We start from the raw sequence: 13,631 nt of genomic DNA, 5'->3' as shown, positions 1-13,631 counted from the left end.
AAGGGGGTTTTTGTATGCATAAGTGTCAATTGAAGGAAATGCCAGCTGTCATATAGGTAAAGAAATGAAGTGTTCGCGTAGTCATGTCATGAATTTTTAAAATAAGTAAGAAAAAGTATGGTAGTATATGCTTACGTAGAGAGTATAAGAAAGGAATGAAAACATGGTTAAAATTATGATTGTGGAAGATGATCCTAAAATCGCGGAATTATTATCTTCTTATATTGAGAAATACGGGTATCAAGCAATTGTGATTGTTGATTTTCAACGTGTATTAGATATTTTTTCACAAGAACAACCAGACTTAGTGCTACTAGATATTAATTTACCAAGTTTCGATGGATATTATTGGTGCAGGCAAATTCGTGCTATTTCTACATGTCCAATCTTATTTATTTCAGCGCGTGAAGGAACAATGGATCAAGTGATGGCATTAGAAAATGGTGGGGATGATTATATTCCAAAGCCGTTTCATTATGAAGTTGTAATGGCGAAAATTCGTAGTCAACTAAGGCGTGCATATGGAGACTATGCGCCCAAAATAGAAGAACGAATGGTTGAACAACAAGGGCTTACGTTGTTTCCAGAGCGTTTAATATTACAGCTACGTAATCAAGAAATTGATGTAACAAGAAATGAAGCGATTTTGTTAGAAATGTTAATGAAAAATTATCCGCGCGTTGTAAGTAGAGAAGTGCTATTGAACAAACTTTGGGATAGTGAATCATATGTTGATGATAATACGCTAAGTGTGAATACAACACGTGTTCGGAAAAAGTTGCAAGCGTTAGGTATTCAAGGTGCAATTGAAACCATTCGTAGTGTCGGTTATCGATTACATATAACATGGGAAATCGGTGGAGAATAATGATGAAACTATTTATACGTGAGCATATTCCACTACTATGTTTTACAATTTTTCAATTCATCGCTATTTTCCTTGTTTATTGGTTTGATGGCTATCGTCATATGACAACTGCACTTTATGCAATGTTTTTAGGGTTATGTTTTTTGCTTGCGTATTTATTATATCGCTATTTTACCCATAAGTCTTTTTATGAAAGATTGGCAAATCCGATGCAATCCTTAGATGAATCTGTACAAAAATCAGATTTTGCAGTCCTATCTACTGCATTACATGAGTTATTAGAAGTTCAATATCGTCACTATCAGAATCAGTTACAAGTGCAGGAACGTAAAAATGAGGAGCATTTAACTTTTATGAATCAATGGATCCATCAGATGAAAACACCTCTATCTGTTATTGAATTGATTACACAAGATGAAGTTGATCCTAGATTTGAGAGTATTGGTGAAGAGGCAGATAAACTGAAAAAAGGATTAGAAATGGCTCTATACGTGGCGCGTCTAGAAACTTTCACGCAGGATTTCTACGTAGAAAGAGTGCAATTATACAAGTTAGTAAACGAAGCAATACATGAACATAAGCGCTTTTTTATCCGGAATTTTGTATATCCAGAAGTCAAGATTGAAAAAGATATAATTGTAGAAAGCGATGTGAAATGGCTTCAATTTTTAGTTGGTCAAATTGTATCTAATGCAATTAAGTATTCAGCGGGCAGTAGAGAAAAAATTATAATGAAAGCATATAACATAGACAAAACTATCATCTTAGAAATAAGGGATTTTGGAGTAGGTATACCAAAACAAGATATACCACGAGTATTTCAACCGTTCTTTACAGGAGAAAATGGTAGAGATTTTAAAGAATCTACAGGGATGGGGCTATATCTTGTACATGAAATCGCAAAACATTTAGGCCATAAAGTAGAAGTACATTCTGAAGTTGGAAAAGGTACAACGGTACGGACTATGTTTTATTCTTCATAAAAAGCTGATGAAAAAGTTTATTTCATCAGCTTTTTTTAGAAACCTTACAAAGTTGTAAGATAAATGAAAGGTGAATCAATATGAGATGTAAGATAACTCCTTTACACTTCAAACTAAGCAGAATAAATGAAGGGAGAATGAAGTATGGAAATATTACAGGCGAAAGGAATTAGTAAAGTATATAAGGGGAAAGTTCCTTATAAAGCTCTTGCTGATATTGATTTATCTATTCAAGAGGGTGAGTTCGTTGGTATTATGGGTCCTTCTGGTAGCGGAAAAACAACATTATTGAATATGGTATCTACGATTGATTCACCAACATCAGGAAATATTTTAATAAATAGTACGAATCCTTTTCAATTGTCATCTGAAGAATTAGCGTTATTTCGTCGACAACAGCTAGGATTTGTTTTTCAGTCATTTAATCTTCTCAGTACGCTTACTATAAAAGAAAATATTGTGTTGCCAATGACGTTAGATGGAGTGGCTGTAAAGGAAATGAATAAGCGGGTGGAAGAAGTTGCAGAAAAGTTAGGAATTCTGGATATTTTGCATAAAAGAACATATGAAATTTCAGGTGGTCAAGCCCAGCGCACTGCGATTGCTCGTGCGATCATTCATAAGCCGCAATTATTATTAGCGGACGAGCCTACAGGAAACTTAGATTCTAAGTCTTCAAATGATGTGATGGGTATGTTAGCAGAGCTAAATCAGAAAGAACACACCACGATGATGCTTGTTACTCATGATCCATATGCAGCGAGCTATTGCAGTCGAGTTATCTTTATTAAAGATGGCGAATTATATAATGAAATTTATTGTGGTGAAAGCAGGCAAACTTTTTATCAAAAAATTATGGATGTGCTCTCATTACTGGGAGGGAAGAAAAATGACTTTTCGTCAATTCGCATTTAATAATGTTTTTCGTAATAAACGTACATATGCTGCTCATTTCCTAAGCAGCACATTTTCCATTATGATTTTCTTTACGTATGCGCTTTTATTATTTCATCCTGATTTAGCTGGTGAGTTGAAATCGACAAGTGAAACGATAAGTAAACTTGGTACGATTGGGTTTAGAATCTCACAAGGTTTGATTTTTGTTTTTTCATTTTTCTTTATCTTATATTCAGTAAGTTCATTTTTAAAAACACGTAAAAAAGAGTTCGGTATTTTAATGATACAAGGAATGTCTATAAAACAGTTAAAAAAGTTAGTGCTCATTGAAAATATGTTAATTGGATTTGTTTCAATCTTTATAGGTATTATGATCGGCCTTATTTTTTCTAAATTGGTATTACTTATTAGTGCCAGTATTTTAATGATTAATAATGGATTGCCTTTCTATATTCCAACTCAAGCAGTTCTATTAACTGTGGTTACATTTCTTTTCTTATTTTTACTTGTATCACTGTTTACTTTTAAAATGATAAAAGTAACAGAGCTTGTGGAACTCATTCAAGCCGAAGAAAAACCAAAACCTGAACCGAAATCTTCTATTATTTTGTCGGTTCTATCGTTTATTAGTATCAGTTCTGGGTATGGAATCGTACTTTATATTAACTTTAGAAGAATTATCTCTTTTCCATTATTAGGATTAGGTGTGTTATTAGTTATAATCGGTACTTATTTTCTGTATACGCAATGCAGTGTTTTTCTGTTGCAAGCTGCTAAAAAGCGGGAATCTTTATTTTTAAAGAAAACAAATATATTAACGTTCTCAGAGCTAATATATCGAATGAAAGATAATGCAACGATGTTTTTTATTGTGTCTATCATTTCGGCAGTCGCGTTCACTGCAATTGGAACTACTGCTGCACTTGGAAATAAAGAACTGTCAAGAATGACCAATCCGTACACGTTTACGTATATGAGTTTTGAAGAAAATAAGATGGAAAATGAGCACCTTGCTGTAATTAAGAAATATCTTAATGAGGAAAATATTGCTTATCGACTGGGTTCTGCCTCTACTAAATATACGGAAAGCAATGTTTCTGTTATGAAATTAAGTGAATATAATGATCTTGCGAAGGCTCTTGGCTACCAACAGGAAATGCTTGATAAAGAAGATGAGATTTTGTTAGTCCCAGGATGGGTAGCACAAATACAAGAATTTAAAGATGGTGAATTTAAAAAAGAAATTGAAGTGATTCATGGGGATTGGGTGAAAACATTTCATGTGAAAAAAGCTGTAAAGAATTTAGTTTTACCACATGAAGTAGGGAATACTTTAATTGCAGTACAAGACCAAGTATATGATACAGTTCCATTCATTGCTCGTGAGGATATCACGTTCTCTAAAGAGCGTATTTATGGATTTGTTGTAGATGATTGGATGAAAACGAAAGAAATTTCACATCAATTAAATAACATACTAGATAGAGATGGTGAAGAGCGTAATTATTATTTCGCTGCTTTAACGTTAGAGTGGTTACAAGCAAAACAAGCAAACGGATTGCTACTTATGGCAAGTGTTTTAGTGGGAATCGTATTTTTTACCTTTGCAGCGAGTTTCATTTATTTCCGATTATATACAGATTTAGATCGGGATCAGCAACAATATAAAATGATTTCAAAAATGGGATTAAGCAAGCGAGAACTAAAAAGAGTTGTAACGAGACAGTTGTTAATCATGTTCTTTTTACCAATTATTATTGCAGTAATCCATACTGCAGTCGCATACATTGCACTGCAACAATTAGTGGATTTTTCTATTTTAAATAGTTCAATTACCATTTTAATTTCATTTGTATGTATACAAATCTTGTATTTCTTTATGACTCGTTGGCGTTACCTGCAAAAACTTTATAGGACTATGGATCAGTAAAATAGGATGAGTCAGGTTTTGCTGTATCAAAGATAAATGAAATCAAACCTTAATGAGTATACTTGAAAATTAAATTAGACAACGAAAGGAACTATAATGAAAAAAATAATATCTTTTTTTATGTTAATTGTCCTGATCATAACAAGCCTAAGTGCCTGTTCTTCTTCTGAAGAAAATAAACGGCCTGCGAACGGGATGATAATGATTGGGGACGAACAATTTACTTTACCTCTTTTTGAACGTTACAAAGAAAATATAAAAGAAAAAGAAGTATTTGAAGTGAAAACGGGGATTTTTGATGAAAAAAAAGTACTTATTATAGATGAATCTACAGCGCAAGTTATGATAAAAAATCAAATTTTGCGGAAGAGTGATATGAATGATCACTACGGCTACACTTCTATAAAAAAATTACCGGAAATCCCAAAAGGAGTTTCGTTATTATTTACACATGAAGATGAAAAACATATTACGAGTATCGATTTAAACAGTAAAGAAATTCCTGTTTCGTATAACAGCGATGCTTGGATTGGAAATTCTCGTGATTCTGAGTCTCAATGGTATCTGATTGTTGCGAAAAAGGATGTATATAGAGAAATGGAAGCGGCTGAAACGAAGCTACAGCTTATTCACTTCAAAAAATCATTAGGTTACGAAAAGCCTAAAATGTCAACAGACAATACATTAGTAAATGAATATTTAAAGATGAAAAGACAAGTCAAAGAGTTTCATAAATTAATTTCGGTAAAATTTATTACTTTTGAGGATGCAAGTTGAAAATTTGTCAACAAAACTTTATCAACTATGTAATATTTCATAATTGATAGACAATTCTGATAAGATGGTTTACATTATCTTTAAGTTATTAACTGTGATAGAGAATTGGAGATCCACACTATATAACCGTTGCAACTTGCGCTGGTATATCTTTGTGGACCTTTTTTCTATTACATTACAAGGAGGTAAAATTGAAAGCGTTTTTATTGGGGAGAGAAAAACAAAAAGGGGATGTAAAATGAAAAGATTACTTTTGGGATTATCGGTTATATGTTTTATCATTTCTAGCATAGCACTTCCAGTATCAACACATGCAGAAGAAGGGAAGAAAAATAATAAACCTATTATTCTAGTTCATGGCTTTACAGGATGGGGCAGAGATGAATTGTTAGGTGTGAAGTATTGGGGAGGTGTACATGATATTCAAGAGAATTTAAAGAGAGATGGATACAGTGTACATACTGCTGCTGTTGGACCGTTATCAAGTAACTGGGATCGTGCTTGTGAGTTATATGCTCAAATTAGTGGTGGAACAGTTGATTACGGGGCATATCACGCTGAGAAACATGGGCATGATCGTTATGGAAGAACATATAATGGATTTATTTCAAATTGGAATGAAACAAATAAGGTTCATTTAGTAGGACATAGCATGGGAGGTCAAACGATCCGCACGCTTGTTCAATTGTTGAAAGAAGGGAATCAAGATGAACGAGCATATGCGAAACAGCATACTGATGTGAAGATATCGCCATTGTTCCAAGGCGGAAAGTCATATGTTCATAGTGTAACAACATTAGCAACCCCGCATAATGGGACAACTCTTGCAGATGGGAGTTTACTTTTGCCAGCTGTAAAGCAATTATTAGTCGCAACTGCCGGAATTGGAGAAAATAATAATCTATCATTATATGATTTTAAATTGGATCAATGGGGAATGAAAAAGAAAGCGGGAGAATCATTTTATCAATATGCAAACCGTGTGTTAAATAGTTCTATTTTGAAAGATGGGAAAGATATAAGCCAATGGGATTTAAGTACAGATGGAGCGAAAGAATTGAATGATTGGGTAAAAGCGCAACCAGATGTTTATTATTTCTCTTACAGTGGACATGCAACACAGGCAGCGCCTTTAACAGGGCTTCATTTCCCGCACATTACCATGAATAAAACATTAATGGGGAATGCGATTTTCTTAGGATCATACGCAAGGTATGAACAAAATCGGCCATTTATTGAGTCATCTTGGTGGCAAAATGACGGTGTAGTAAATACAAATTCCATGGTAGGACCTTCTACTGATGTAGTTATAAATAGTAGTGGTACACCAGAGCGCGGAAAATGGAATCATATTGAGACAAAGCAAAACTGGGATCACCTTGATATGGTGGGATTAAGTGTATCGGATGCATTAGGGTTTTCTGATATTAATGCGTTTTATCGAGATATTGCTAGAAAATTATCAAATTTACCAGAATAACTGGATTCATATTGATATGGAAATGTAATAACTCCCTCAAGTTCTTCTGAGGGAGTTTTACTTCGTGAATCGTATCATACATTCGGAGTATAATGGAGTTAATATTAAAATAGCATAATAATTTGAGGTGATGATATGAGAGTTAACGTAGTGATGTCTGGATATGGAACTGTTGGAAAAGAATTTTTGAAATTAGTATTTGAGAAATCTTCATATATAAAAGAGGTATACGGAATCGAACTAATTTTTACTGGGATTATTGGAAGGGCAGTCAGCCTGTATAATGAAGAGGGTTTACATATTGAAAATTTATTAACTTATGGTACTGGTTCTTATGCATTAGAGAAGTATACGGAACACTATCCGCTTGATAAAAATGAAAAATTTCCTCTTGGTACTGTATTCATTGAATCAACACCAACTAATCTTCAAACTGGGGAACCAGGAAAAACATACATGCAGACAGCAATTGAAAATCAGATGGATGTAGTAGCTATTTCGAAAGGAGCACTTGTTAACGCATGGAAAGAAATAAAAGAAAAAGCAAAACTCGCAAACGTACGTATTTGTTATAGCGGAGCAACTGCTGCCGCACTCCCTACATTAGATATTGGACAATATAGTTTAGCAGGGTGCCAAATTAAAAGTATAGAAGGCATTTTAAATGGAACAACAAATTATATTCTTACAAAGATGTACGAAGAAGATGTAACATTCGAAGAAGCGTTACATCAAGCACAGCAAAAAGGAATCGCCGAAACAAATCCATCATTAGATGTAAGTGGAATGGATAGTGCTTGTAAACTATTATTGCTAGCGAATAGTCTATTTCAGTCGGAATACGCCCTTGATTACGTATGTGTAAATGGGATAGAAGGTGTTACAAAACAAGATATAGAGAAAGCAAAAGAACATGGTAAATCTCTAAAACTAATTGCGAAAGCATATAAAGATCACTTAGGAAATCTTAAACTTGAAGTATATCCGCGTGAAATAGAGAAAGGGCACCCACTAGCGCATGTAAATGGGACGGAAAAAGGAATTACTTTTCATACCGACACAATGGGGAAAGTTACTTCAACCGGGGGAGCTTCAAGTCCAAGAGGAGCAGCAGCGGCAGCTTTGAAAGATTTAATTAATTTGTATCGGAAAGATGTGTGATGAAAAGTAGTTGTGTATGTATATTAGTGCTAAATTTATTAATCATATTTGATGGTACTCTAAAATATGTTATGATTAATATGAAATAAATAGTTTATATCTATCCACTAGGGGGGCCTTTTACCGGCTGAGACCAAAGAATACCTTTGAAACCCTTAGGACCTGATCTGGGTAATACTAGCGTAGGGAAGTGGAAGTGACAGAAGATAATATTTTTAAAATATTAATGATGTCCAGTCCGCTTTCTTTACGTATGTGTAAAGAAAGCTTTTTTATTTTACACACTTATTTGAGTGGATCCTAGTAGTTTAGTTAAGAAACTCGTTTTATTTTTTTCTATTACAAATGTTTATTGGAGGGTCTATTATGTCATTTTCACAATTATTACGTAAAGAAGTTAATCCGATTTGGGAAGCAAGTTTTAACCATCCATTTGTGACAAAACTAGGAGAAGGAACATTAGATTTAGCTAGTTTCCGTTATTATGTTTTGCAAGATTCATATTATTTAAGTCATTTTGCAAGAGTACAATCGTTAGGAGCGGCAAAAGCTACTGAATTAGAAACAACAGCTCGTATGGCACATCATGCGCAAAATACATATCAAGCTGAATTATCACTACATGAGAATTTCGCGAAAAAATTAGGAATTACGGAAGAAGAAAAAAAATCATTCATTCCTGCTCCAACCGCTTATGCGTATACATCACATATGTATCGCGCTGCATATGAAGGGCATATCGGGGATGTGATTGCGGCGATTTTACCGTGCTATTGGCTTTATTATGAAATCGGCGAGAAACTCAAAGAATGTAAACCTGAAGAGCCAATTTACCAAGAATGGATTTCAGCATACGGATCTGACTGGTTCCGTACTTTAGTAGAGGAGCAAATTGCTAGACTAGATGCGATTGCGGAAACGGTAACAGAAGTTGACCGTAAGCGGATGAAACAGCATTTTGTAATTAGCAGTCAATACGAATATTCATTTTGGGAGATGGCTTACACGTTAGAAGAATGGCCAGTGAAAAAACAAGTAGAAGATGTAAGTTTATAAGTAAAAGATATGTCGCTCATCATGCAGGTAAGAGTATAAAAAATGACTAACTTAGTTTAGTCATTTTTTTGTTATTCCCTCCCTGTTTTAGAACAGTTATTTTTAGTAATGAATCGATTACATATTATAAAGAATTTATATAATAAAAAAGAGGAAGAAGAGATTTTTTGTTGAAGTTTGTTTAGGGTTGATTGTAAAAGAGATTATTAATTTCTTTTACAATATTCATTCGGATTGCATGAATTGGGATGTATGTTGAAAAAATTAATTTTGGAAAGGAACTAATAAATATGAGAACGAGAAAACGAATAGGGAATAAAATTTTACTCGTTAGTGCCATTTGTGCGATAAGTATTCCTTCTATTTCATATGCGGAGGAAGTAATTTTACCTAAAAATTTCGCAAGTTTATATGAGGATAGGAATACGGATGTATTAAAAACAAGTTTTTATCCAGATACATATAATAATCCGTTCAGCTACCGATTTATTTCGACATTAAAGGAAACAAACACAAATATAAAAGAAATAGACAATGTTGATGATGAAAATCCTGTTATATCTACTACTCTTACATTTATCCGTAATATGCACAATGAAAATTATAAAGCTGCATTTGACTTAACTTCTCGATCTTTACAGAAGGTACTATCCGAAAAGGGATTGGAAGGATATTGGGAGGGATTACCGCTGCAATTAGAAGCAGGTTCCTTTATTGGTATTGGGGAAGTGAAACAAAAAGAGACGAATTCTGTACATACAAATGTAGAAGTGGGACTAGTTTTTGAACAATTTACTGTACCTTTACTAATTAAATTAGACCCATCTGGAAAAGTAGATGATTTTCAACTTAGTATGTCGTTTAGTCCTGTTGCAGAACGTCCATCATATAGTAAGCCTGAATCGTTTGTTGAAAAAGAAGTAGTGGTCGGAAGTGGCGCGTTTCCACTACCAGGAACATTGTCTGTTCCGAAAGGAAAGGGCCCTTTCCCAGCAGTTATTCTTGTTCAAGGATCTGGAGCAAGCGATCAGGATGAAACTGCGTTTGCTTTAAAACCTTTTCGCGATTTAGCTGAAGGGCTTGCTTCGAAAGGAATTGCTGTTCTTCGCTATAATAAACGAACGTATGAACATGGCTTGAAAACACAATTAAGCCCTTTTTATACAGTTGATAAAGAGACAACGGACGATGCACTTCTTACCACTCGTTTTCTTCAAAATGAACCTATGATAGACAAGAATCAAATTTATATCCTTGGTCATAGCCAAGGTGGAATGATGGTTCCGAAAATGATTGAAAAAGACCAAAATCAAAATATCGCTGGGGCAATTGTGATGGGAGGACCAGCTCGTACAATCCAAGATGTTGTTTTAGACCAATTTGATTACTTGTATTCTATCGGTAGAATGAAACCTGAAGAATATAAATTTTACAAAGCGCAATTTAAATTATTAAACGATCCTAACTTCTCTAGTCAGAACCCTCCAAAAGATTTTTATTTAGGATCACCTGTATTTTGGGATTCTATTCATAAAATTAAGGCAGCAGAACTGTCAAAAGAACAAAAGACGCCGCTTTTCATTATTCAAGGAGAACGAGACTATCAAGTTCAATCAAAAATAGAAATTCCTCTTTGGAAAGAACAATTAAAAGAGCGAGATAACGTTGATTATCGACTATATCCAAAGCTAAATCACTTCTTTACAGAAGGAGAGGGAGAATTAAGTAAACCGGATGAATATTATAGCCCTGCCAATATCCCTGAGTATGTTATAAATGATATTGCTACTTGGGTGCAAGGAAGAGCGAAATAAAAATAGGAAAGTAGTGTTTAAAAATTATTTGTAATTGAGAGACACATATAATCATAGAGATATTTTTCGGTTTATCCGGCTATTTGCGGGTAGTAAGACCTCACTGATTAAAGTTTCACTTTATTTGTTACGGTATATTCAGTTTACAGAATTTGTGAGCAGGAAAGCCCATGTGCTTTAGCCGTGGGAGTGGTCAATCTAACCATGGGCAATCAGTCTGTGGTTTTTGTACTCATATGAAGAATTTGAAGGGAGTGTTTTTCTATGACAAATGGAAATGAGCAAACCAGTATAGAGGAGATTTTAAACATCGCTGAAAAGAATGGTTTACAGTTGGATAAAGCAAGTGCTGAATTAAATGAATCAGGAATGGATTTTCAAGTTGTATTTGCTACTGATGAGAAGGGCGTTTCATGGGTTCTTCGCAAACCAAGAAGGCCAGACGTCATTGAAAGAGGGGCATTAGAAGGGAAAATACTAGATCTTGTTCAAAAGCATGTACCTGTTGCAGTACCGAATTGGAAAATCAACACACCAGAGTTAATTGCGTATCCATTAGTAAAAGGTAATCCTGCAGCAGTGATTGATTTAGAAATACAAAATTATGTGTGGCACATTCAACATAATCCACCGTCTATGACATTTATTCAATCTTTAGCAGAATCTCTCGTTACTTTGCATTCGATCAATCATCATGAAGCGACTAAACACGGAATAGAAGTTCTTCCACCTGCTGAAGCCAAACAGTTATTAGTAGATAGAATGCAACAAATAAAATCACAACTTAGTGTTTCTGATGAACTATGGAAACGCTGGCAAAAATGGCTTGCAGATGAATCGTATTGGCCGAAGCACTCTGCATTTGTTCATGGCGATCTACATCCGCCGCATATTTTAGTTGATAAAAATGAAAAAGTAACAGGTCTTTTAGATTGGACAGAAGCGAAAGTGACAGATCCAGCTACTGATTTCACCCTTTATCTGAGAATTTTTGGAGAGGAAAATTTGAAAGTACTATTAAACGAATATGAAAAAGCAGGAGGAAAAGTTTGGCCGAGAATGTTTGAACACATCATTGAACTGGGCGCTGCTTATCCAGTCATGATTGGATTGTTTGCACTACAGACAAAGGAAGAAGCACATATGGAGATGGCGCTTGGGGCTTTGGGAGTGAATGAGAAATAATAAATTCCCTATTGTGTGAATGGAAGTATCATATAAAAAGAGTATATCCAAGTTGTTAAGCTCTTGTTCATCACATGTGTGAAGATGGGAAAGATCGTTAAGTATATAATAGGTAATTTGATAATCCCGCTAATCTAAAAATAGCGGGATTTGTCATTTCTTTATATAAATCTAGACCTCTATTGTCAATTATAGTTTTGTTTTTTTATTTACTTTTTGGTGCTAGTAGGATTAAGATGTTTTTTAGGAATGTTATTATGCGCATGCATATAAACTATAATTTAGTGGAAGTGAGGAGCATGCTAAAACAAAAAATTGCTTTGTTATATAGAAGAAAGATAGAAATCGGAAAGGGATGAGAGTTTTGAAGAAATTTGATGTGCTTTTAATGGTACTCAGCCTCCTGTTCCCAATTGCAGGTATTATGAAACAAATCCCGCTTGAATTGTCATTATATTTAGGGGGAATGTTGTTTTTCACTAGTTTTGGTAGTTATTACACAAAACGAATGCATTCAAGAATATGTAGTTGGCTTGCTTATACGATATTTATCACATTTTTACTTACAATTTGGGATCAATACGTAACAACTAATTCATTACTAGCAAATGCAAAGATTGCTGGATGCGTTGCTGTGATTCCACTTATATTACGATTCCGTACCTATGCAATTACATTAGGATTACTAGCATTGTGGGGTGGTTTATTATGGGATATAAAACAAGCAAAATCATTAGTAGTTCTTGGACATATCATGAATTTACTGACAGCAGAACGATTATATCTACTTCTGCTAGTAGCCGGATTTTTACTTGGTGGCTTGTTTGCCAGCATGTTAAAGCGTGGTAGCATCGATGAAAAACAAGAAAAAACGAATCTATTTAAGCGAAAGAAGAAACCATTCCAGCCTACATTTAAAATGCGCATTCCAAGTTTACCAAGATTGAAAGTGAATTTTAGTAGAAAAAAATCTTCTAAATCAAAAGAAATCCGTACGTATGAACCAAATCGTGAGGAAATAGTACCAACTCATCAGACAATACAACGAGAGCAACAACATCATGAAATGGAAATAACGCAAGGTCAAACGAGGATGGAACGAAGAAGAAATCGTTATAATGCATAAATTAACTCTTTAGACTTATGATGAAGGAAGTTCTTGCGTTGGTTTGATACTTTTTCATGTAACTTAGCTACACGGATACGTTGTTTATTCCAACGCTCAGAACCTTTAGTGCGTCTTGATAATACTCGTTGTGCCTTTGCTAATTGGTCTAACATTTTACGATAGAACTTAGGATAATTGGCTTTCTCACCCTTAGAACTAACGTATAATCCATCCATCGCAAAGTCTAATCCAACAACTGTTTCTACTTCTTTTTGTACAATCTCTTTCTCGTATTCAGTCAAGATGGACACATAGTATTTACCAGTAGGTGTCATAGAAATCGTACAGGACTTAATACTATGGTCTTGTGGT

The 13,631-nt window shown here is 34.4% G+C and carries 11 protein-coding genes, 1 pseudogene and 1 riboswitch; of the genes and pseudogenes, 11 read left to right on the top strand and 1 reads right to left on the bottom strand.

Annotated elements, in window-relative coordinates:
- Positions 1 to 163: 163 nt before the first annotated feature.
- The 11 genes from ACX5JI_RS20595 (at position 164) to ACX5JI_RS20545 (ending at position 13,277) form a co-directional block, all read left to right on the top strand.
- Positions 164 to 868, top strand: coding sequence for a response regulator transcription factor (locus ACX5JI_RS20595; RefSeq protein WP_459502896.1), 705 nt, complete (start codon positions 164 to 166; stop codon positions 866 to 868).
- Complete coding sequence (locus ACX5JI_RS20590; protein WP_459502895.1) at positions 868 to 1,851, top strand: sensor histidine kinase; 984 nt, start codon at positions 868 to 870, stop codon at positions 1,849 to 1,851. The genes ACX5JI_RS20595 and ACX5JI_RS20590 overlap by 1 nt, the downstream gene beginning before the upstream one ends.
- Before the next feature lie 144 nt (positions 1,852 to 1,995).
- The gene (locus tag ACX5JI_RS20585; protein ID WP_459502894.1) at positions 1,996 to 2,766 is read left to right on the top strand and encodes an ABC transporter ATP-binding protein; all 771 of its coding nucleotides are present in this window, start codon (positions 1,996 to 1,998) and stop codon (positions 2,764 to 2,766) included.
- Positions 2,741 to 4,678: an FtsX-like permease family protein gene (locus ACX5JI_RS20580; protein WP_459502893.1), complete on the top strand. Its 1,938-nt coding sequence runs from the start codon at positions 2,741 to 2,743 to the stop codon at positions 4,676 to 4,678. The genes ACX5JI_RS20585 and ACX5JI_RS20580 overlap by 26 nt, the downstream gene beginning before the upstream one ends.
- A 96-nt stretch (positions 4,679 to 4,774) precedes the next feature.
- A complete protein-coding gene (locus tag ACX5JI_RS20575; RefSeq protein WP_459502892.1) occupies positions 4,775 to 5,455 on the top strand; it encodes a lipoprotein BA_5634 family protein in 681 nt (226 codons plus the stop codon).
- A 238-nt stretch (positions 5,456 to 5,693) separates the two neighbouring features.
- Positions 5,694 to 6,935: an esterase/lipase family protein gene (locus ACX5JI_RS20570; protein ID WP_459502891.1), complete on the top strand. Its 1,242-nt coding sequence runs from the start codon at positions 5,694 to 5,696 to the stop codon at positions 6,933 to 6,935.
- Positions 6,936 to 7,070: 135 nt separating this feature from the next.
- Positions 7,071 to 8,096: a homoserine dehydrogenase gene (locus ACX5JI_RS20565; protein ID WP_459502890.1), complete on the top strand. Its 1,026-nt coding sequence runs from the start codon at positions 7,071 to 7,073 to the stop codon at positions 8,094 to 8,096.
- A gap of 99 nt (positions 8,097 to 8,195) precedes the next feature.
- Positions 8,196 to 8,302, top strand: a riboswitch (TPP riboswitch).
- Between the two features lie 160 nt (positions 8,303 to 8,462).
- Positions 8,463 to 9,152, top strand: a complete 690-nt coding sequence (gene tenA / locus ACX5JI_RS20560) for a thiaminase II (RefSeq protein ID WP_459502889.1) — start codon at positions 8,463 to 8,465, stop codon at positions 9,150 to 9,152.
- A gap of 290 nt (positions 9,153 to 9,442) precedes the next feature.
- Complete coding sequence (locus ACX5JI_RS20555; protein ID WP_459502888.1) at positions 9,443 to 10,966, top strand: alpha/beta hydrolase; 1,524 nt, start codon at positions 9,443 to 9,445, stop codon at positions 10,964 to 10,966.
- Between the two features lie 264 nt (positions 10,967 to 11,230).
- Positions 11,231 to 12,151 carry a macrolide 2'-phosphotransferase gene (locus tag ACX5JI_RS20550; RefSeq protein WP_459502887.1) on the top strand — a complete coding sequence of 307 codons (921 nt, stop codon included), beginning with the start codon at positions 11,231 to 11,233 and terminating at the stop codon, positions 12,149 to 12,151.
- 364 nt (positions 12,152 to 12,515) lie between these two features.
- A complete protein-coding gene (locus ACX5JI_RS20545; protein ID WP_459502886.1) occupies positions 12,516 to 13,277 on the top strand; it encodes a DUF3959 family protein in 762 nt (253 codons plus the stop codon).
- 2 nt (positions 13,278 to 13,279) lie between these two features.
- Here ACX5JI_RS20545 and ACX5JI_RS20540 read toward each other — a convergent pair.
- Positions 13,280 to 13,631, bottom strand: a pseudogene (locus ACX5JI_RS20540) (RNA-guided endonuclease TnpB family protein); the annotation flags it as partial.

The organism is Bacillus sp. C1, assembly GCF_054570475.1.
The sequence above is the reverse complement of the archived record's forward strand: the minus strand, read 5'-3'. Positions and strand labels throughout refer to the sequence as shown.